Below are 20689 nucleotides of genomic sequence, written 5' to 3' on the forward strand. Positions count from 1 at the left end.
CGGCGCGCTATGAGGCTGCGGATGCTGCGTTAGCCGCGGACCCGGGCGGCGTAGCACCCGAAGCACCCGAAGCACCCGAAGCACCCGCAGCCGGCCGCGCCGCCGACGGCTTGATCTTCACGCCGTCGCTCAAACGGTCCATGCCGTCGGTGACGACCACGTTGCCCGCGGCGAGCCCCGCCGTGATCACCGTATGCCGGCCGTCGCCCGGTCCCAGCGTGACCTTGCGCACCGACACCGTATTGTCGGCGTTGACCAGATACACGTAGTCACCCGGCGCGCCGCTCTGCACCGCCGGCGTCGGCACCAGCACCGCGTTTTGCAGCGTATCGACCAGCAGTTTGACGTTGACGAACTCGTTGGGAAAGAGCGCCTCGTCGTCGTTGGGGACGGTTGCGCGCAATGTGACGGTGCCGGTCGCGGTCGCCATCTGGTTGTTGATCGCGTACAGCGTGCCGGTCGCGATCTGCCGGGAGTTGTCGCTGCTGAACACCGTGACCGGCAACTGCGCACCGGCGTTGACGCGCTGCAGCACCTTATCGAGCGCGGTTTGCGGAACCGTGAACTGGACGGTGGTCGGCTTCATTGTCGTGATGACCGCGATGCCGGGTTGACTCGATGCGGTCACGTAGTTGCCCGGGTCGACGAGACGCAACCCGACCCGGCCCGATACCGGCGCGGTGATGTGGCAGTAGATCAGGTCGAGATCGAATTGGGCGATGTTGGCTTCGTCGGCCTTGATGGCCGCCTCGTCCTGCTGGACGAGAAACTTCTGGTCCGCATAGGTCTGCTCGGCGATCGACTTATGTTCGTTCAGTTGCGTATAGCGCGCGAGATCGGCACGCGCCTGGGCAAGCGCCGCCTTGTCCTTGGCGAGTTGCGCCTCCGCTTGCCGCTTGCTGATTTCGTACTGGCGCGGGTCGATCTGCGCGAGGAACTGGCCTTTCTGCACGTCCTGGCCTTCGCGATAGCCGACGGCGGTCAGGTAGCCGCTCAGTTGCGGCAGCACGGTGACGGTGGCGACGGGCGTCACCGTGCCTAGCTCGCTCAAAATTTCCGGCATCGGTCCCGTGGTGGCGGCGGCGACCGTCACGACCTGCGGCGCCACGGTGGGCTTGGCTGGCTTCGAGCGCAGCACATGAAACGCCACCAGCGCGATCAGCGCCAGCACCACGATTGCGAGCACGATGCGGCCGCGCCGCGGACGCTTGACCTGGATTGCCGGCGCGTCGCTCATAACCGTCTCCCGCCGGATCCGTGGCATCCGGAGAGCGGCGTCGATGGACGGCCCGGCCAATTGCTGTCGAAGAGCGTCATACGAACTCCCAAGATGGGGCATCGCCGTTGCCGGCGACAGGAATCCACACAATCACGACGAGAGTCTATCCGAGTGTGGAGCTAATTCTCACGACCGTGCCTTGACGGGCGTTTCGATTTGTTACGACCGGGGCGAGCCGTGGCGCCGTGCCGTCTGCCCAAGCGCCAAGCGCGGTCATACGGAAAAAAGTAGCAACGGCGCGGGCCGTGACAGGAAACAGGCGACGTAGACGCGCGCTGCCGACGTGTAACCGCGTAACTCGACGCAACAGAACCGTAGCCTGAATGTCGGGCTCGCGAACTAGCATGACGGCATTGTCCAGTCTCAACCGACGAGGTGACCGATGCTGAGCCATCATGAACTCGCGACACTGCTGCGTCTTGCCGACACGGGTCGGCGGCCGGAGGCGATCGACTCCGACGTGCTCGCGCTGAGCCGATACGAGTTGATCGAAATCGACCGGCGCGAGGAGGGCGTGATAGTGGGCGGCACGTCGACGCTGCGGCTGACGAACCGCGGCCGTGAACTCGTGCGCCGTCTGTTTGGCGAGGGCGGCGGCGCGTGAAGGAAAGAGCTTGCGCCTTCGCCGGCGTCTCGATCACATCAGCTCGGGGCGCGGCGCGGGCGTGCGTCTGATCTGCCGCGCCAGCGTGTCGCGATAGATACCCGGCACGGCGGCCAGCTCGGCCGGCGTGCCTTGCTGAACGACGCGGCCGCGGTTAAGCACCACGATCCGGTCGAACGACTGCAAGGTCGACAGCCGGTGAGCGATCGCGATGACGGTGCGATGCTGCATGAGCCGTTCGAGCGCCGCCTGAATGGCGGTCTCCGATGCAGTGTCGAGCGCGGAGGTCGCTTCGTCGAGCAGTAGGATGGGCGAGTCTTTCAGAATGGCCCGGGCGATCGCGATGCGCTGCCGTTGTCCGCCGGAAAGCTTGGTGCCGCGATCGCCCGCAATGGTGTTGAGCCCTTCGGGCATCGCGTTGATGAAATCGAGGCAGTAGGCGTCTTCGCACGCGCGGCGCACGTCGGCCTCGGTGGCGTCGGGGCAACCGTAGCGAATGTTGTCCAGCAGCGAGCGATGAAACAGCGACGCGTCCTGCGGCACGATCGAGATGGCGCCTTGCAAGCTCTGCAGCGTGACATGCGCGATATCCTGGCCTGAAATGCGCACGCAGCCGGAGTCCGGTTCGTAGAAGTGCTGAAGGAGCGCGAGGATGGTCGATTTTCCCGCGCCCGAAGGCCCGATCAGACCGACGCGCTCGCCCGCGCCGATATGCAGGTTCAGGCCGGTCAACACCGGGCGGCGGCCCGGATACGCGAACGTCACGTTTTCGAAGTCGACGCTGGCTTGTCGGACTTCGAGCGGCGTCGCTCTGGTCGGCTCGGGCATGGCGTGCGGGATCAGCAGTGTTTCCGAGGCTTCGCCGAGCCGGGCGACATACTGCGTCAGATCGACGAACGCCACGGCGATGTCGCGCGAGCCGTGCAGGATCGAGAAACCGAGCGAGCCGATCAGAACGACATCGCCGGTCGTGGCGCGCCCGACGCTCCACAGCCACACGGTCCACCCGAGCACGCCAGCCGACAGAATGCAGATGGCGAACGCGTGCAACAGGCGCAGCTTCTCGAGATAAAGCAGGCTGCGCCTGCGGGCGTCGCCTTCGGCGGCGAGCAGCGTGTCGAAGCGGCGCCGCTCGAGCACCAGCGCGCAGAACGCGCGGACCAGCCCCATATTGCCGATCACGTCCACCAGTTCGCCGTCGACCGAGGCGGCCTGCGCGGCGAACGCCTCGTGCCGGGAGGTGCCTTTACGGGCCAGCAGGAACAGGCAGAAAGCCAGTCCGGCCGAAATGCCGACCAGCGTGAGGCTCATGGGAATGCTGACCGCACCGACCATGACGATGGCCCCGATCACGGTCAGACACGGCGGCAAGGCCGTCCAAGCCACCGTGTTTTCGATCACGTACACCGCGTTGGCCGTCGCCGAGATCCGGCTCGACAGCACGCCGGGTTGCTTGTCGGAGAAGAAGGTGGGGGCGTGCACCGTGAGATAGTCGAACATCTCGCGCCGGATGTCGCCGGTCACGGCCACGAACGTGCGCGCCGAGACCCAGCCGGCGATGCGCCAGAACAGGTTGTCGGCGAGGATCAGCGCGACCAGTACGGCAAACGCGTGAATCACGTGTTGCGGATGCGCGCGGCCGCCGGGCAATGCGTCGACCAGATTGCGGATCCCGTATTGCGACCCCAGCGCGCAGCCGACGGCGGCCACTACGCTGGCCAGCACGACGGCGTGCGCCAGCTTGCGGCGCGCCACGTAACGCCAGATCAGCCGGATGGGCCGCCCGGCGTATCGCGACAGCACGCGGGACTGCCGCCGTCTGCGCACGCGCCCGGCCCGGCCAGTATCGCCATCGTTGGTCAGTTCCATGACACCGCTTCCCCTGGTGGAAGGTGTCGGGCGTCCATGCTGTGCGATCCCGCGGCGCAGGCGACAGTGGATCAGTCCGGCTCTGTCCGCCCGCAAGCACCGTGCCGCTGCACGCAGCGAGCCGGGCTGATTTGCGCTCATGCATATTGGATAAGGCTGTGCGGTGATTCCCCATTTTTCGAGAGACGCGATACCCTATACTTCCAAACGCCAAAACGATCCGGTGCTTGCCGTGCGGCAAGCCATTTTTATCATCCGCAACGCGGGCTTCGTTCAATGTCGAGCCGCCGCTATCCGCCTGGGAATGCGATGAGTGACCCTATGCAGCCGCCGTTTTCCATTCTCTTCGTCGACGACGACGAGATGTCGCGCAATCACTTCGCGCGCGCGATGAGCGCCGATTACAAAGTGTATGTCGCACAAAGCGCTGACGAGGCGATAACGGTGCTAGGCAAACACGCCTCCGAGATTGCCGTGCTGGTGACCGACTTCCGCATGCCTGGCCGCGACGGCGACGAACTGCTGCGCGAGGTGGCGCACGAGTATCCGCAAATCGTGCGCATTCTCGTGACCGCTTATGCCGACAAGGACATGCTGCTGCAAACGGTCAATACCGGCGACGTGTTCCGCATCATCGAAAAGCCGCTGCGAACGGACATGGTGCGCGAGGTGCTGCACCTCGCCACCGCGCGTTACACCGAACGGGAAACGCGTCAGCAGCGGCTGCTCGCCATGGACGAGACGCTCGCCTTCCTCGCGCACGAACTGAACACACCGCTGGCCACGATCTCGCTGTTCGCGCGCTCCGTGGAGAACGACGTGGCCGAGCAATACGATCCCGAGCGTCAGCGGGAGATCGGCCTCGCGGCGAAGTCCATGTTGAACAACGCGCAGTATTGCCTGACGCTGATCTCGTCGTTCTGGGCGACCGTGCACAAGAGCGGCGGCCAGAAGTCCGCCTCGGGCGGCGGCACGCGCGCGGTCCGGGCGACGCGCCTGATCGCCACGCTGCTCGACACCTATCCGTTTGTCGCGTCACAGCGCGATTGGGTGAAGGTCGACGTGGAAGGGGATTTCGTCGTGCACGCGATGCCCAATTGCGTGGCGCTCGTGCTGTCTTCGCTGTTGTCCAACGCGCTGCGCGCGCTCGACGGCGGCAGCGCGCCCGTGTTGCGGCTCGAAGTGGTGGCGTTCCCTGAGCCCGAGATCCGCATCCGCGACAATGGCCCGGGGATCGCGCCGGAGGTCAAGGCGCGTCTGCTGCAGGATCCGGTCACCACCTACGCGGGCGCCGGCGGCCACGGCATGGGCATGATCTTTTGCAACCGCATCATGCAGTCGTTCGGCGGATGCCTGCGGATCGAATCCACGGTCGGCGCGGGGACTACGGTGACCATGGGCTTTCCGGGTTTCAATAGCCGCATGCACAGCGCTGATGATGAGGAGCCGTCTGCTAGTCAGGCGGCTTTGAGATGAGGTTCCATACTTGGCGCGACTCGAAACCTCACACCCAGCCGAATTGACCCGTCTCATAGTCCATGTAATAGCGATGCGTCGTGAAGAAGCCGATGCCAATGTCATTGAGATTGGTCGTGGGCAGGATGGTCGTCGTATAGTTGCCGGTCCCGGCGGTAAACGAATAGGTGTACACGTCGGCGAGATTGCCGCGGATGGCGATCCCGAACTGAATGGTGACCTGCGTGCCGGCCGCGATCGTCGACGGGAACCCGGTGTCGAGCGTTCCAAGCGTCATGCCCGAATTCGCTGTGTCCAGCAGCGCGCGCGTCTCGCTGCCATGGTTGTCGAAGTACAAGGTTGTCAAGTCGCCAATGTAGGTACTGCATTCGACTGAGGCTGGCGGTACGTAAGTCAAGTTTAGCGTGGCGCAACTCGTGTTTGAGGTCCAGCCACTAGCGAACCCTAGCGCCTGCGTGGTCGTAGCGTTGACGCCGACCGTCAGGGAGGGCACGGCAGCGCAACTACCCTGCGTGCCGATCTGGCAGTTCTGCAAAGTAAGCGGCGCCAACAGGAAACCGGGGTCCACGTTCGACGAAAACGACACCGAACGTAACGGGCTGAGAAGAGCACATGCGTTCGACGAACCCGGCGGCGTGGCGCAGGTCCCCGGATAGACGAAGGCGCCGGTCAGGGGGCCGATAGGCGTATAGGTCCCTCCAACACCGAACACATTCGATGCGACCGTCGACGGCAACGCCGTGCCGTTGGCGCTGGTCGATACCTGGTACACCAGCAGGATCGGAAGTACCGCCGTGGTCACATCTCCGGCAGAACCGAAAGTCACCTGCGCGTAAGCCAGATTGCCGGTTGCCCTGATCAAAGGGCCATTCGTGCTGTAGGCGCCGAAGAGTGTTCCCAATCCAAAGTTGATGCCCGCGCCCTGGCCATTCAGATATGTCGTCATCACGTTGTTCGTGACCGTGATGCCGTTGTACGTGATCGTGCTTTGACCGGCTGGGAAATCGAAGCCGTTGATGTTCACCATGGACGGCGGAACGACATCGAACGCATTCAGTACGACGCCGGCCGAAACGGTGTCGAGCGTCGCGTTGATCGACACCGGGTTGTTGCCCACCATCGTCACGGGTACATAAGCGCGCGAGTAACCATCCGGCGCCGTGGCGACCGGATAGATGCCAATAGCGGTAGGACTGGAGATCACCGTGTTGCACGCGACATCGATGTTGCCGACATTGGCGCCCGCCACGGTGCCGCCGCCCTGGCTGATCACGCAGTTCTCGCCGCCTGGCTGGCTCGCCACTGAAATCCGATAGGCGGCGCCGTTGGTCAGTTGATCCGGGAACGCAAAGCGGGTGGCGCCCGCCGCGACGGCGATGGTCGTGGTGCCATTGGTCAGCGTCAACCCGGATGACGAGAGGTGATCGACCGTGCCCGAGACCGTATAAGTCGTCAGCGAGCCATTTCCCCCGCCGCAACCGAACAGCGTGAGGATGCACGCCAGCAACGCGATTCTGATGCTCATGTTGTGCCCCGTTGGTCTGCGTCGTGACGGCGATCGGGCCGTCCCCGGGTTCGATTAACTATACAGTTTTCGCCGCATGGCGTTAGCGTTTTCGCTCGAACGCTAATTGGTGGTCCGTGAAAATAATTCGTCTTATAATCCGCTTCCGAATGCAAAAGATAATAAAACAACCAACACAAGGTATTATAAAAATGAAAGAAGAAAATCGGGGTTTTGAAATAAACCAGTTGCGTTTTGTATTTCCCTTTACGCTGCTCCTGGCCTCCTTGCTCTGCGCATGCGGCGGTGGAAGTAGCCCATCCTCCGCGCCGGCCGCCAATCTCAGCGCCGCGCAGCAGAATTACGAGAATTTCACGCTGGCAAGCAATGGGGGCCAACACTTTGTGACCGGCCTGCTCAGCTTTTCCACTTCGTCGGGCGGTGCGCCCACACTGAATACGGCCACCTCCTACTTTTTCACGCGCGATTCAAGCTTGGCGCAAAGCCCGGCGGTGGCCGGTCCCCAACGGCTTACAACGGGCACCTCCACGATCGATCCGGCGCTCGGCGTGCCCGCGGCAGCCGGCCAACGTTACCTGGTGAACGGAAGTGTGGTTGTCGAGGCAATTCCAGCGCAGGTGCAGGTCAGCTACAGCGGTGCAAATGTAGAGGAAACGGATCTGGCTTCGGACGGCAAAACCGTCACGATGACCTTGCGAGGGACCAGCTATACGACGGTGCCACTGTCCGGCGCTATTTCGAATTCGCCATCTGAGTTATTCAACGGTAGCGCGCTTGGAATCGTCACCAACACCATTAACGGCAACTCGCTCTATAACCGCCAGGCAAGCTGGCAAACCGGAGCCGCCTATCTGAAAGTGGTGAGGGAAGTGGTTGGCGATACCGTAGTGGCAGGGGACTGCGCATTGCCCAATACGACAGGGCCGAATCTCACGCCGTGCGTCACGACCGCATCGACACTGGAAGGCTTTTTCCCGCATACCAGCAGTGCGGACAACACGACATATAACCTGAGTGACGGTCAGATCGTCACACTCGCCGGAACGCGGGCCTGGGTCGCCAATGTCGCATCGAACTCTGCTACGACTCAGTACCGGGTCTATTTTCAGAATAACGGGCAAATCTTCAGCGGGGATCTGATCAAGGACGCTACGACGCTAGGGACCTATCCACTCGGCAGCAGCACGCCGCAGAATTTCTATATTTTCCTCAATAGCGTCGCGGTGCAGTCGGTGAAGTCGGCCATCACCTTCTGATTGCTTTCTGGCCGCTTCCGCTTGCATGACCAGCGGGTTCGCTCCTGACTCACTTCGGGGGTCGCTTTCGAGAGCGCTAATCGCTCAGAAATCCCGCTGTTCATGGCTTGCTCTCGCCGTAACGAAATACGTCTGCAACGCATCGGTCGAACGTTCGCTCAGGATGCCGATGCGCGCAAGCCATTCGGCTTCCACCGGCCATTGGCCTTCCACCACGCGCGGATAGATTTGCCGCGCGAACTGATGCAACGCCCTCGCGCCGATATTGCCGCTCACGCCAAGCAGGACATGCAACGCGCCGTGCGTCGATTCGAGGTCGCCGGCCGCGACGCTGCTCGCAAGCCGCGTCACCAACTGGCGAATCTGCTCGATGCCTTTGAGGAACGATTCGTCGAGCAGATCGAGCGATGCAAGCTCCTCAAGATGTTTCTCGTCGAGCAGTTCGCTGTCCGTCACGATGGGCAGTTTGCCGGCCGGCGTCGGCGATAGTTCGGCTTCTGCCGGCACGCTCGAGCCGCGTTGCTGGGCGAACTGCCGCGCAAGGCACGCGTAGAGCGACCCGGCTTGCACCGGTTTGATCATGACTTCGTTCATGCCCACGGCGAGACAGGTCTGCACGGCCTTGATATCGGACTGGCTGGTCAGCGCGATGATCGGCACGGTGGCATACGCGTCGGCGCGCGCGCGAATCGATGCAGTCGTTTCCAGGCCGCCCATGCCCGGCATATTCATGTCCATGACGATAGCGTCGATCACGCCGTCCGCCTGCAGATGCGCGAGCACGGCCTGCCCGTGCTCGGCCTCCACGACGCTCGCGCCGCATCGCTCCAGATAGGCTTTGGCCACCAGCCGGCTGTAGGTGTCGTCGTCCGCGACGAGGATCGATTTGCCGGAGAACGCGTCGGATTTCTGGCTCAGATGGTGGCGGTTGCCGTTCTCGACGAGCGCCTGCAGCGTGGTGATCAATTCGATCACGCTGCAGGATTTGCTGATGATTCCGTCCATGCCGGCGCGCCGGGCGAGCACACGCACCACACTCCCAGGCTCGGCGGTATAAGCGGCAATCAGGACATTCCAGCCTGGATGGTCGTGACCGGCGCGAATTCTCTCTGCAGTCGTGTAGCCGTCCAGAACCGGCATGTTGATGTCCATCAACACGAGGTCATACGGGGCCGACTCGCGGAGCACGGTCAACGCAAGCGCGCCATTTTCCGCTTCGCTCACGTGCGCGCCCACTTTCGACAATGCACGACAGGCGCGCGCACGCTGAGCGGCGTCGTCGTCCACCACGAGAATGCGCCGGTCTTTGAACACCGGCGTGGCGCGTTCAAAAATCCGCTGCTCGTGTTCTACGATCTCGCTCTTCGGGACGACGGGAAATCGCAGCGTGAATTCCGTGAACTTGCCGACTTCCGAGCGGCAACTGATGCTACCGCCGAAGGCGCGCATCGCGCGCTGGCAGTAAGCGAGTCCGAGTCCCGTGCCGCCCGAAGTGCCCGCGGTACGGAAAGGCTCGAACAGATGCGACACCATCTCGGGCGCAATGCCGGGCCCCGTGTCGCGAACCATGACCGACTGCTGTTCGATCGTCAGTGTGAGCGTGGCCGCCGGGTGTGTGGCGATGTGATGCAGCGCGTTCTTGATGAGATTGAACAGCGTGAACAGATAGACGGTTTCGTCGACCTTGAAGGTAAAGTCTTCCCGCACCACCAACCTGACCTTGCCGCGTTCCTTTTCGTCGCCGAAGCCGTATTCTTCCAGCGCCTTACGCGTGGTGCCCGTCGCGCTCAGATACGTAAGGTAGTCCGGGCGAATGGGTTTGGCGCTGACCTCGTCCAGCGTCATGGCAATAATGCGCAGGCCGCGCTCGATCGACAACTGCCCCTGGGCGAGATGACGATATAGCCCAGCGGCGCTCTCGTTCCTGTCGTGCCGGTCGTGGTGTTTGTCGTGTGTGAGGGCGAGCGGGCGGTTGGCTCCCATCGTAGCGGGCAGGGCTTCTTCCACGCGATCCAGCACATAGCGCAACTGGCTGAGAGGGTTGCGCATTTCATGCGCGATCGAACCGGCGAGAGCCTGCAACGCGCGGTTCTTTTCGACGAAGATGCGTCCTTTACTGATCGCATGGCTGAACGCCATGCTGCAAAGGACGACAACCGGCAGCAAGGCGAGATTCGACTGATCGGCCGCGGTCACGACGATCGGCACCGGCGAACTGATCACCGCGGCAAGCGCCCCGGAAAAAACGCCAATGCCGATGCAGCCCATCAGCAAAAGCGGATTGTCGATGCACAGCGCCATGATGAAGATCATCATGACCTCGGTCATCATCCACATGGTGGAGAATGAATTTCTGATCGCGAGAAATGTGCAAACGAATGGCAGGACGTAGATCAGGCAGCAATGCCAGTAGATCAGCAGGTAATGATTGAACCGCTTTGGCCAGCGTGCCTGGAAAATCAATGGAATGCAGACGAGCGCCGCGCTGAGCCGAAGGGCGAGATTGTCGTAAGGCTGTGGCAGGACATAGGTCCAGACTACGTAGTAGATGGGGTGGCACAGGAGGCCAAGTGCGCCGCCCCATCGTATTGCAAACCGGCTTCGTTCCAGCACGTCCCGCATGCTCTCGCGCGGCATTAACATCAGGCCTCCAGTGACGTTCTACGACCCCATCAATTCTTGCTTGCCGCGAACTTGCGCATCCGCCAACTCGATCGGCGAACCGTCTTTCCCGTGGAAAGGGCCGACCGTGAAGCCGTACTTCTTCAGCAGGCTGTGCGTGTACGAGACGGACCACACGGGCGGGCTGCCGATGATGAAGTCGGACGCAATGCCTTCCTGCCAGGCGGAGTAGCCTTCGGCGAAACAGGTATAGCAGTCGCGCGTGCTCGGCAGCCGGAACGGGAACGCGGTGTCGAGTCCGGCAGGGCCACGGGCGAAGCACTCAATATATAGCGTATGACCGCGTGACGCGAGTTCAGCCTCGACGCTCGCCGCCCGCGGATGGGAGTCGTCGATCCAGAACTGCGCACGCTTGAGATCGGCCGCGGTGAGGTAGGGCACGCTGGTGCTGCTCGCCAGGATCGCGCCGTCGAAGTCCGGCAACGGCGTGTTCGGGCTAAAGGTGTGCACGGAGACCCGCGTTTTACCGAGCAGGTCCGATGCCATCAACTCCCTGGCTTGCTCCGTGAGCAGGTTCACCTTGTCCGGCAGGTCGATCAGAACAAGCTCGCGCGGTGCATCTTTATAGAGCGCGTATTTGGCCACCGTCGTGCCGAGCCGGCCGGCCGCGCCGAATAGAGCAAGCCTGGTCTTGCCGAATTCGAGGTCGAGCTCATTGCAGCAGTGCATGGCCCAGTCTTTCAGCATCGCGGCGGTGGCGGCGTGGCCCGTGGTGATATGCGGCGGTTTGGTATCGCGCGGCAGTGCCCCGTAGTTGCAGGCGTAAGGCGTTGAGGCGCCCATCGCCACCATGTTCAGGCCGGCCTGTCTTGCCAGCTCCAGCGCCGGGAAAAATTGCGTCTCGCGGAATCGCTTGATGCCGCGCGGGCTGCCGAGCCACATTTCCAGCGGCACCGGGCAGGCAATATTGGCGCCGATGATCTGGGAGCCCGAATAGATCGGTGAGGCAATGAAAGGCTTGGTGTTCCAAAGCTCTTCTTCGAATGACGCATTTCGTTGCTTCACATTGTGAAATGAAAACGAAAGTGTTTCCCAATCGGTAGCGTGAAATAGAAACCCGACTCCGCCTTGACCGGCCGGCAGATTATCCCGGATCTCGTCCGGGGGGATGGTGTGTTTAAGTTTTAAGGCGCCCGTTTGAAGTTGACGAACCCCGTGTTGCTCGTCGGAATAGGTCTTTACTTCGTGGTGAACAGAAGTTCTCATTTGATTTTCCCGTTGATTGAAACTCGCGTTGGACAGTCAGCGCGACAAAGTCGACTGGCGTGTTAGATGGTCGACCCTTCAACTCTAGAGAAAACTAGTGCGGTGTGCGCGTCTGTTGTTTCGCATTGCCGAGAATGGGCACCTTCGGCGAGCGGGTCCGGTAGATTTTTCCAGCGAGAAGATGTGTTGAGCCACCGGGACAGTGAGCGCGAAATCTTTCCGATGGAAAATTTTGGATGGCCGTGCGGACGAACGTTTGAACGTGCATGGAGTACCGGCTAGCCGCTGTTGTTCGGCTAGGCGGACGCGATGGCATGAGGGTGAGCCAGTCGGTCCGCGCCTCGTGGACACGTTGGAGTGAAGCATGCGTTAAAGCGCGGACGGCAAGACGTGCTTCACATTCTTCCGTCATGCGGCGTGCTGCCTGCATACCAGCGGACTGGATCCGCATGCGTTTCCGCAACGTTGATGCGGTGTTCAAGATCGACCAGATCGACCGACGACGCCAGATAGGCCTCGCGTTCATGGTCCTCGGTGGTGATCAGCAAGGCGCTCAGTTTCTTTGCAAGTTCGGTGAACATGATTTTCTCCAGTCCGTGTTGCGACGAGTGCTTCGATCCGGCTGCGGGAGCCGGCGTTGCCCGTCGATGGAATGCAGCTTAGGCGCGAAGAATGAGCCGGAAATGAGCGCTCGAAAGCGGCGAATCACACCTTGACCCTGTGCGAATTCCGGACTGGTACGCAGCTAATTTCCCCCTCATTCTGCGTGACCACAATGCAGTCATTCGATGCAGCCAACCGACTCGCACCGATCGACAAGGGGAACAGAACATGAAAGTCATTCGCCATCTAATAATCGCCGCCGCGCTCGGCGCCGGCCTGGTGAGCTGCGCCCAGGCGCATGTGTTCGTCGGGGTCGGGCTTGGAGTAGGCGGCCCCGTGTTTCCGGTGGTGCCTGCTTACGTGCCGCCGCCGGTCTACTACGCACCGCCGCCACCGCCTCCGCCGCCGGTGTACACGGCGCCGGTCGTGATCGGGTACTACGGGCATCCGTACTATCCGCGCTATTACGGCGGCTGGGGTTACGGCTATGGCTACTGGCGCCGTTGAGGCGCCGGCTCGAAACGGCAGTACCCCGAACCAACATCAAATTAACGATTAACGATCAAGAGGATCATCGGTCATGAAGCAACGTCAAATGGCTTTGGTCGCCGCTACCGCGCTGGCGCTTTCACTCGTATCCGGCTGTGCCGTCGCCGACGATGGCTACGCCTACGGCTACTACATGAGCCGTCATCCGAACATCGAAGCGGCGGATTTCAACGCGCAGCAGGCCATCGGGCGGATGCGCGCCGCGCAGCGCGCCAACGGCTACGACATGGGCGGCCACGCAGGCCGGGCGATCGCCTTGATGCAGGAAGCCCGCGCCGAAATGCAGGCCTCCGCCGAAATGGCGACGCGTTGAGCGCATCGTCCACCTGGACGAGCGCGCTGGCCGGGGCTGGCGGATTTATTCAGCGCGGCCGGGCGGTCGCGATGTTGCGATGAACGTGTTGATCGCGGCGGCCAGCGCGTGGGGATACTGATACATCATCGCGTGGCCCGCCGAACGCACTACGAGCAGTTGCGCGTGCGGAATCTGCCCGGCGAGCGCTTCCGAGTTCTGCTTCGGCAAGACCTGGTCGTCGGCGCCCGTCAGGATCAGGGTGGCGAGGCGTACGTTTTTCAGCGCTGCTGCCGCGGCCTCGTCGCTGGACCAGTCGTGCAGGAGCACGGACTGGCCTTCGGTCACCGTCGCCGAAATGGCGGGCGGCCGATAGCTGGCCGGCTGGAACATATTCTGACGGAAGCACCGCTGCGCGGCGTCCACTGCGTTGGGCGGAAACAGGACCCGCATGACATCCATGAAGGTCGTGCCCGCATTGCCGGACAGCGTGGCTTCGACGTCGGGCGTTACCGGCACGCCGAGCGATCCCGGCGCGGGCGCGCTCATGAGGACGATGCGCCGCACGGCGAGCGGTGCATCGAGCGCGAGTTGCTGGGCAATCGCGCCGCCCATCGACCAGCCGACGAAGGTGACGTCGGAGAGCCGCAGTGTGTCGATCAGCGCGGCCGCGTCGAGCGTCATGTCTCGCGCCGTGAAGCTCGACGCCGCCGGCTCGGAGCGGCCGATGCCGCGGTTGTCGAAGACGATCACTTCGTGGCGTTTGGCGAGATCGGTTAGAAAGGCCGCGTCCCATTCGGCGAGCGTTGCGCGAAAACCGGTTTGCAGCACGATCGGCGTGCCGTGGCCGAAACGGAAGTACGCGATGTCGCCGTTCACCGTATGCGCGATCTGTTCGCGAATCCACGGCTTGTGGTCCGGGCGATCGGCAACGACAGGGCAGGCCTTCTCGTTCGCGTAGTGGACGGTTTTCGCTTCGACGGGCGCGGGCTGCGTGGCGCCGAACAGCGCGGCCAGCGCGGCCAGCGAACCCGCTCCGATGAGAGTCCGCAGGCGCGTCATGACGCCGGTCCCTTGCCGGCTTCGCCGAGCATGACGGTCCAGCCGAGCCCGCGCACATTGCGAATCACCGAGAGGCCGAATTTCTTGCGCACCGAATGAATCAGCACGTCCACCGCGTTGCTTTCCACCTCTTTGCCCCAGCCGTACAAACGGTCTTCGAGTTGTTCGCGCGACAGGATCGTGCCGGGGCGTTCGAGAAACGCGAGCATCAGCGCGAATTCGCGTGCGGACAGTACGGTCGTTGCGCCGTTGCAGGTCAGCGTGCGCTTGTCGAGATCGAGGCTGAGCGATTCGTCGCCGAGACGCGACGACGCGTAGCCCGCTTTGCGCCGCAGTACGGCGCGGATGCGGGCGAGCAGTTCGGGGACGTCGAACGGTTTCAGGAGGTAGTCGTCGGCGCCGACATCGAGGCCTTGTACGCGCGAATCGAGATCGTCGCGGGCGGTCAGGATCAGCACCGGGACCGCGTTGCCCGCCGCGCGCGACGACTTCAGCAACTCGATGCCGCTCAAGCCGGGCAAGCCCAGATCGAGCAGCACGACGGTGTATTCGGCATTGGCCATCGCGTCGCGCCCGGCTACGCCGTCCCTCACCCAGTCGACGCTGTAGTCGGCGTCCTTGAGGGCGCGCAGCAGACTTTGACCGATCTGCAGGTCGTCTTCAACGAGGAGAATTCTCATGATCGTCCTGTCGGCAACAGTCGGGTTGCGCCTGACTCGCGGCTCGCGGGCGCCTGGCCAAGCCACGCTAAGCGAGCGTTTGAATGATAACCGACGCACGCGCGGCGGCATGATCCGGCGTGCCGATCTGGTCGAACGGATGAGAGGTCTTGTGCGTGCCGACGCAAGCGTGGACGCGGAACAGTTCGAGAACTTCGCTGCGCGCGAAGCGCTGGGTGGTGGCCGGGACTTGCGGCGTGCCGGCATCCCGCTGGCGCATGGGGCGGATCGGGCCGCCACGTCACGCGATGCGGGCGGTTCGCGGTGCCGTCAATAGGCGCCGGCCATGGCGAGCAGATAGAACGGCAGCAGATCCTCGTCCGATGGCGGCGGCTCCAGCGCTGCTGCGGACGCGCCGGCGGTTGCGTCGGCTGTGTCATCGAGCTCGGTGGAGAGGGCGGTTTGCGTGTCCATGATGCTAATCCTCGCGATGATCGGACCGCATCTGCGGAGATCCCGGAGGGTCTTTCCGTGCGGTACAGAGTCATCGTGATCCTCGTGAATTAGCGCGAAATTAGCCGGTATTCCGAACCCTGCGATGGCCAGGGCGCAGGGTTCCGAAACACGATTGTTAGCGCGATGACTGCGCCACCGCGTGCTGCTCGGAATACCACGCCGTGAACTTCACCGCGGCGACCAGCGCGGCCACGGTCGCCATCACACCCACCGAATGAGGCAGCGCGGGCGCATAAACCATCGCGATGTCGGCCAGCACCAGCATCCCGAACGCGAGTGCCCAGGCTGCGCTGATCACGTAGTTGACGTGGATGAAGCGCGCGCTGTTCCAATGCTCGCGGCCGACGCTCTCGCGTGCGTATTGCAGGGTGAACGGCCGGCGCAAGGCGATCGATGTCAGCACGATCAGCGCAAGCCCTGCATCGACACGCAGCCGCACTGCGGCGATCGACCAGTGCACGTCACTGGTCAGCGCATAAACGGCCAGCGCCCCGAATAGCAGGACGGTGCCGGCTTCCAGCAGCTTGACGTGGCGAGCCGGGCTCACGATATCGCGCGCGAGCAGCGCGGCGGCGACGAGCGCACCGGCCATCAGTCCGGTCTGCGCACCGGCGAGGCGCTCGATCACGGCAAAGGCCAGAAATGGGGCAAAGCTCAGCAAGAGATTCATGGTGGACTCCAGAGTATCGGCTGATTCGCGTGATGGCGGCCGGCCGTGTGTTTCGCGAAACGCAGACTATGGACGGCGGCCGATGCGAAGCCGGGTGCCAAAATGTTTACAGTGGAAAGATATTGCCTATATTTTCAGCGCGAGTCAAGAGAAACGATGGGGAGTCAATGCAATTCGAGCGTCGTCGCCATGCTCACTTCCAGCTAACTGTCGGAGCCGATCATATGGACTGCAGCACACGAAACGGCTCTTAATCGACAACAACCAAGGTGAAGGAGAATCATCATGTCGACACTTCGTACAGCTTTGGCCGGCGCCGTGATGGCCGCGTCCGCTCTTACGGTGAGTACTGCTCACGCCGCCGACGGTTGTGGCCCGAACGGCTGGCGCGGGACCTGGGGCCATTGCCATTACGCGCCGCCGGTCTATGTCGCGCCGCGTCCGGTGATTTACGCACCGCCGCCGGTCTCGACCTATGCGTGCCCGCCGGGCTACTGGCTGGGCCCGTGGGGCCATTGCCGCGACACGCCGTATCACGGCCGCCTGCCGAACGGCGGATGGCAATGAGCGGGGCAAAGCCTGATCTTTCGCCGGCGATGGTTCCGGCGGCAGGTCGTGCCGAGGGCCCGTCGCGTGTGCCCACCTTATCCACAGAAATTGTTCACATCCCTGTGGACAACTCCTGGCCAAGCGGCATAACTGATTGAGCGCAGTAGGAATTCTTCACTGGAGCAGCGAACGCGCTCACTCCGTCGGCGAGGCGAGCAACGACACCGGCACACCACGGCAACTGACCCGGGCGACGAGCTCCGCCCCCAGGCCCGCGCTCGATTTCTCGTGCGCATCGAACGACGTCATCTCCCTGTCGACCCGCAGAATATTGATCGGCCACGACGCACGGGACAGCCGTTCGTGCGCGAAAGCGCCGACCCACAGCGGCGTGACGGACGTGCCGTTGCCCACCGCGTAACCGCTGGGCCAGAACCGCAGCACGTCGCGTTCGTCGCGCGTATCGCCTGGACGCATGAACACCACCGAGGACGGCACGCCGTTGTTGAGCTTCGGCAAGACCGGCAGCGACACCGCCGCCACATTGGGCGACGCTAGGGAGAGCAGGCTGTGCGCCGAGACGTCCGTGCCTTCCACCCAGCCTTGGGCGCGCAACTGTCCGCGAATCGAATCGAGGTTCGAGACCCACTGCAGAGTGAGCGGCTCCTGGCGGTCGCCGCCCATGTCCGAGCGATAGCACGGCAGGCGTTTCCACACGGAGAGCGTCCACTGCGATTGCGAGACCAGCACGGGAGGCGGGCGCAATGCGCTGTCCGGCGGCGGGGTGGGCATGTTGAAGCCGACCTGCACGCCCACGCTGACCAGCACGACCACCAGCACCACGACGGGCATGAACGCGCGTTCGGGGGGCGTCTCCGGGTGCCGCCACATCGCTGTCAAACTAACGATCGCCACCCAGATGTACGCGAGCGCGGCGCCCCCGATCGCGTCGGACACCCAGTACCTGCCGAAGTACAGCCCGGCGAGCGCGACCAGGATCACCACGATCGCACTCGCGGTTGCGACCAGCACCCCTTCCAGTCTGCCGACCCGGCGCGCCAGCAGAAATGCCAGGAAACCGTACACGATGACGGTTGCGGCGACGTGATTGCTCGGAAACACGTAGGCGCCGATCATCGACGTATTGGGTGGCGCGCGGCGCATCGCGAACTGCAGCACGTAGATCAGCAATTGGGAAAACAACACTGCTGCGAGCCAGTAGCCGACGGTGCGCCAGCGCCGCTCCAGCAGCATCCAAACCGTGACCGTCACGACCAGCACCCCGAGTGTGAGGCTGCTGCCGAGCGTCGAGAGACCGGCGAGAACGGTATCGCTCCAGGGCGTGCGCACCGATTGCAGGAAGTGATAGACGGAGGCGTCCACGCGCGTCAGCGGATCGCCGCTGGCGACGTCGTCGAGCACGCCGAAAAACAGCGCGCCCGACACGAGCACCGCCAGCGACGTCAGCAAGAGACTGCCGGCGTCCGGTGTATTGGGGTCGAGCATCTTGCGCGCGAAACGGCCGAACGGGCCCGGATGCCGGCAGGCCCAACTTCCCAATTGCTGACCCGCCGCGCTCGACCACGCATTGGCATGGGAGAGCAGAAAGCGCGCGGCGCGAAAGCTGAGCCAGACGATGCCCACCAGCAGCGCGATGATCACGACGAGCCGGAACGACACCGCGCCGGCCAGCAGCACCGAGGCGCCGAAGATCATGCCCGGCAGGATATGGGCGGGCGCCCAGATCAGCGCCGACAGCACGTTCATCGCGTAAAAGCGCAGCGGCGGCATGCCCAGCATGCCCGCCACCACCGGCACGATCGCCCGCAAGGGGCCGATGAAGCGCGCCAGCACGACGCTCTTCGCGCCATGTTTGCGGAAGAAGCGGTGGCCTGCCTCGAGCACCTCGGGATGTTTGGAGAACGGCCAGAACTGGACGATCCGGTCCTTGTAGCGGCTGCCGATCCAGAAGCTCATGCCGTCGCCGGCGATGGCGCCGGCGATCGCCCACACGAGCGCCCAGCCGAGGCTCAGCGAACCCGTGCCGATCAGCGCGCCGGCGAGGAACATGGCGGTGCTGCCCGGAACGAAAGTGCCGATGACGGCGAGGGACTCCAGAAACGCCGCCAGGAAGATGACCGTGAGCGTCCAGCCGGGATGGCCGGCTAACTGGTGCAATAGGTGGATGTAGGCGTGCTCCATCGTGCGCGATCAGCCGTTCTGGCGTAACGATTGATCATAACGCGCGAGGGAGCAGTCTTATTCCTTTTTGGACGCCGGCCGCGGGTTCACGAAGCGCTAAGCGAATCGCCGGACACGTGAACGCGTTCGCCGATCTGCACGGCCGGTTGCGTCGGATAGCTGAAGTTGCGGTAGCTGCCGTCCTGCATGCGGACCTGAACCTGGTAGGTGGTCTGCTTGCGCACCGCGTGCTCGATGCCGTTACCGGCGAGGCCGCCGCCGACGGCGCCCGCGATCGTCGTGAGAATCTTGCCGCGGCCGCCGCCGATCTGATTGCCGACCAGCCCGCCCGCCACCGCTCCACCCAGCGCGCCGAGCCCCGTGGTCGGCTCGGGAGCCTGCACCGTATTGATGGCGACGACTTCGCCCGCGTACGGGTCGGCGGCGACCGGCCTCGGCGTCGCGGCTTCATAAGGTGCCTGGTAGCCCTGATTGTTCGCGTAGTTCGGCGCGGCCGCCGGGGTTGCACGGTGCGGATGATGTACCGGCGGCCGGGCGGGAGCGGCTTGCTGTGCCGTCTGCTGAACCGGAGCCGGTTGCGGCGCCGCGACTGGCGCGTTGGCGACCGGCGCCGCCGTTGCCGTAACCGGCGGCGCGGGTTCCGTGACGGCATGCGAAACCGGCAGCAGACCGGTCATCGCGGCGATGCCGGTTGCGCTCGCCAGGATGACGGCGACAGCCGCGCCGGCAACCAGCGGATGAATACGGCTGCGTTGCGGTTGGCTGGAGGTGAGGTTCGTGTTCATGGCGGACTCCGCGGGTAGATGCCTGCAATAACGCCGCCAGACTGCGCCCGGTGGACACGGATCGCTCGCTGCTTTGTAAGGATTTGTACGACTTAGCGCGGGCGGTTACACGTTCAGATTTCGTCGCTGAATTCGTCGAGGAAACGTTGCAGGCGCTCGTGGCGGCTGCTGGCCAGACGTGCGCCGGCCGTCGTTTGAAAACCCGCGGATAGCTTCAGCAGCTTGGTGCGGAAATGATCGAGCGTGTAGCGCGTGTCATCCAATGGACGCCGGGTTGCGTGCGGATCGGCCGGATCGTACAAGGCGCGTCCCATGCGTCCGGCGACGTAGAAGCCGCGCGCCACGCCCAGCATGCCGAGCGCGTCGAGCCGGTCGGCGTCCTGCAGCGTTTTCGCTTCGAGCGTGGTCGGCGTGATGTTGGCGGAAAAACTGTGCGCCTCGATTGCGTGCGCGGTGGCGTCGACTTGCGCTTGTGTCCAGCCAAGCGAGGTCAGCACGCGTGCCGCTTTTTCCGCCGACAACCGCGACGCCTGCGCGCGCAGCGGCGAATTTTTTTCGACCGCTACGCAGTCGTGCAGCAGCGTGGCCGCGAACAGCACCTGCGCGTCGCCGCCTTCCTGCGCCTGAATGGCCGCGGCGTTTTTCCAGACGCGTTGCAGATGCGAGGTGTCGTGCGAACCGTCGCCGTTGTCGTCGTACGCGTGCGGCAGGAGGGTGTGGGCCAAATCCTGAAAGGGGGCGAATGCGGCTTCGGTCATCGGTGCGGCCTGTGAAGAAAGCCGTCGATTATCGCGCATCGTTAGTCGAGCTTCGGTCCGGCGGCGGCGAACGAAGCGGGCCGGACGTCGTCTTACTATGTGAGCGGCCGGCAGATCGGACCTCGCGGTCGCGCAATTCGACGATGT

Annotated in this window: 20 protein-coding genes; 6 read left to right on the forward strand and 14 right to left on the reverse strand. The window is 63.5% G+C overall.

What is annotated here, in order from left to right; translation table 11 throughout:
- Positions 1 to 7 precede the first annotated feature (7 nt).
- A complete protein-coding gene (locus BPHYT_RS23555; RefSeq protein ID WP_012426626.1) occupies positions 8 to 1237 on the reverse strand; it encodes an efflux RND transporter periplasmic adaptor subunit in 1230 nt (409 codons plus the stop codon).
- Between the two features lie 424 nt (positions 1238 to 1661).
- On the opposite strand from BPHYT_RS23555, the gene BPHYT_RS23560 reads away from it, so the two are divergent.
- The gene (locus BPHYT_RS23560; RefSeq protein WP_012426627.1) at positions 1662 to 1883 is read left to right on the forward strand and encodes a hypothetical protein; all 222 of its coding nucleotides are present in this window, start codon (positions 1662 to 1664) and stop codon (positions 1881 to 1883) included.
- A 33-nt stretch (positions 1884 to 1916) separates the two neighbouring features.
- On the opposite strand, the gene BPHYT_RS23565 is transcribed toward BPHYT_RS23560, so the two are convergent.
- Entirely contained in the window at positions 1917 to 3752 is a 1836-nt protein-coding gene (locus BPHYT_RS23565; protein ID WP_012426628.1) for an ABC transporter ATP-binding protein, read from the reverse strand.
- 309 nt (positions 3753 to 4061) lie between these two features.
- Here BPHYT_RS23565 and BPHYT_RS23570 point away from each other — a divergent pair, with 309 nt between their 5' ends.
- Entirely contained in the window at positions 4062 to 5228 is a 1167-nt protein-coding gene (locus BPHYT_RS23570) for a hybrid sensor histidine kinase/response regulator (RefSeq protein ID WP_041759562.1), read from the forward strand.
- Between the two features lie 28 nt (positions 5229 to 5256).
- Here BPHYT_RS23570 and BPHYT_RS23575 read toward each other — a convergent pair whose 3' ends face one another.
- A complete protein-coding gene (locus BPHYT_RS23575; protein WP_012426630.1) occupies positions 5257 to 6753 on the reverse strand; it encodes a hypothetical protein in 1497 nt (498 codons plus the stop codon).
- A 191-nt stretch (positions 6754 to 6944) separates the two neighbouring features.
- Here BPHYT_RS23575 and BPHYT_RS23580 point away from each other — a divergent pair, with 191 nt between their 5' ends.
- On the forward strand, positions 6945 to 8009 hold the full coding sequence (locus tag BPHYT_RS23580) for a hypothetical protein (protein ID WP_012426631.1): 1065 nt from the start codon (positions 6945 to 6947) through the stop codon (positions 8007 to 8009).
- An 84-nt stretch (positions 8010 to 8093) separates the two neighbouring features.
- Here the strand turns inward: BPHYT_RS23580 and BPHYT_RS23585 are convergent, their stop codons facing one another.
- From BPHYT_RS23585 to BPHYT_RS23595, 3 genes are all read right to left on the reverse strand, one after another.
- On the reverse strand, positions 8094 to 10652 hold the full coding sequence (locus BPHYT_RS23585) for an ATP-binding response regulator (protein WP_012426632.1): 2559 nt from the start codon (positions 10650 to 10652) through the stop codon (positions 8094 to 8096).
- Between the two features lie 18 nt (positions 10653 to 10670).
- The gene (locus BPHYT_RS23590; RefSeq protein ID WP_012426633.1) at positions 10671 to 11897 is read right to left on the reverse strand and encodes a hypothetical protein; all 1227 of its coding nucleotides are present in this window, start codon (positions 11895 to 11897) and stop codon (positions 10671 to 10673) included.
- 395 nt (positions 11898 to 12292) lie between these two features.
- Complete coding sequence (locus tag BPHYT_RS23595; RefSeq protein WP_012426634.1) at positions 12293 to 12478, reverse strand: DUF3563 family protein; 186 nt, start codon at positions 12476 to 12478, stop codon at positions 12293 to 12295.
- Positions 12479 to 12728: 250 nt separating this feature from the next.
- Here BPHYT_RS23595 and BPHYT_RS23600 point away from each other — a divergent pair, with 250 nt between their 5' ends.
- Positions 12729 to 13007: a hypothetical protein gene (locus tag BPHYT_RS23600; protein ID WP_012426635.1), complete on the forward strand. Its 279-nt coding sequence runs from the start codon at positions 12729 to 12731 to the stop codon at positions 13005 to 13007.
- Between the two features lie 73 nt (positions 13008 to 13080).
- Positions 13081 to 13362 (forward strand): hypothetical protein, encoded by a 282-nt coding sequence (locus BPHYT_RS23605; RefSeq protein ID WP_012426636.1) that lies wholly within the window; start codon positions 13081 to 13083, stop codon positions 13360 to 13362.
- A gap of 45 nt (positions 13363 to 13407) precedes the next feature.
- Here BPHYT_RS23605 and BPHYT_RS23610 read toward each other — a convergent pair whose 3' ends face one another.
- From BPHYT_RS23610 to BPHYT_RS23625, 5 genes are all read right to left on the reverse strand, one after another.
- On the reverse strand, positions 13408 to 14403 hold the full coding sequence (locus BPHYT_RS23610) for an alpha/beta fold hydrolase (protein ID WP_012426637.1): 996 nt from the start codon (positions 14401 to 14403) through the stop codon (positions 13408 to 13410).
- A complete protein-coding gene (locus BPHYT_RS23615) occupies positions 14400 to 15083 on the reverse strand; it encodes a response regulator transcription factor (RefSeq protein WP_012426638.1) in 684 nt (227 codons plus the stop codon). The genes BPHYT_RS23610 and BPHYT_RS23615 overlap by 4 nt, the downstream gene beginning before the upstream one ends.
- A 67-nt stretch (positions 15084 to 15150) precedes the next feature.
- Complete coding sequence (locus BPHYT_RS23620) at positions 15151 to 15342, reverse strand: hypothetical protein (RefSeq protein WP_012426639.1); 192 nt, start codon at positions 15340 to 15342, stop codon at positions 15151 to 15153.
- Positions 15343 to 15392: 50 nt separating this feature from the next.
- Positions 15393 to 15536 (reverse strand): hypothetical protein, encoded by a 144-nt coding sequence (locus BPHYT_RS38755; RefSeq protein WP_012426640.1) that lies wholly within the window; start codon positions 15534 to 15536, stop codon positions 15393 to 15395.
- Between the two features lie 157 nt (positions 15537 to 15693).
- The gene (locus BPHYT_RS23625; RefSeq protein ID WP_012426641.1) at positions 15694 to 16248 is read right to left on the reverse strand and encodes a hypothetical protein; all 555 of its coding nucleotides are present in this window, start codon (positions 16246 to 16248) and stop codon (positions 15694 to 15696) included.
- A gap of 285 nt (positions 16249 to 16533) precedes the next feature.
- On the opposite strand from BPHYT_RS23625, the gene BPHYT_RS23630 reads away from it, so the two are divergent.
- Complete coding sequence (locus BPHYT_RS23630; protein WP_012426642.1) at positions 16534 to 16815, forward strand: GCG_CRPN prefix-to-repeats domain-containing protein; 282 nt, start codon at positions 16534 to 16536, stop codon at positions 16813 to 16815.
- Between the two features lie 177 nt (positions 16816 to 16992).
- Here BPHYT_RS23630 and BPHYT_RS23635 read toward each other — a convergent pair whose 3' ends face one another.
- The 3 genes from BPHYT_RS23635 to BPHYT_RS23645 form a co-directional block, all read right to left on the reverse strand.
- The gene (locus BPHYT_RS23635) at positions 16993 to 18999 is read right to left on the reverse strand and encodes a bifunctional DedA family/phosphatase PAP2 family protein (protein ID WP_012426643.1); all 2007 of its coding nucleotides are present in this window, start codon (positions 18997 to 18999) and stop codon (positions 16993 to 16995) included.
- Between the two features lie 86 nt (positions 19000 to 19085).
- Complete coding sequence (locus tag BPHYT_RS23640) at positions 19086 to 19784, reverse strand: glycine zipper 2TM domain-containing protein (RefSeq protein WP_012426644.1); 699 nt, start codon at positions 19782 to 19784, stop codon at positions 19086 to 19088.
- A 113-nt stretch (positions 19785 to 19897) separates the two neighbouring features.
- The gene (locus tag BPHYT_RS23645; RefSeq protein ID WP_012426645.1) at positions 19898 to 20542 is read right to left on the reverse strand and encodes an HD domain-containing protein; all 645 of its coding nucleotides are present in this window, start codon (positions 20540 to 20542) and stop codon (positions 19898 to 19900) included.
- Between the last annotated feature and the right edge of the window lie 147 nt (positions 20543 to 20689).

Source organism: Paraburkholderia phytofirmans PsJN, assembly GCF_000020125.1.
In the GTDB taxonomy this organism is placed as follows: Bacteria; Pseudomonadota; Gammaproteobacteria; order Burkholderiales; family Burkholderiaceae; genus Paraburkholderia; species Paraburkholderia phytofirmans.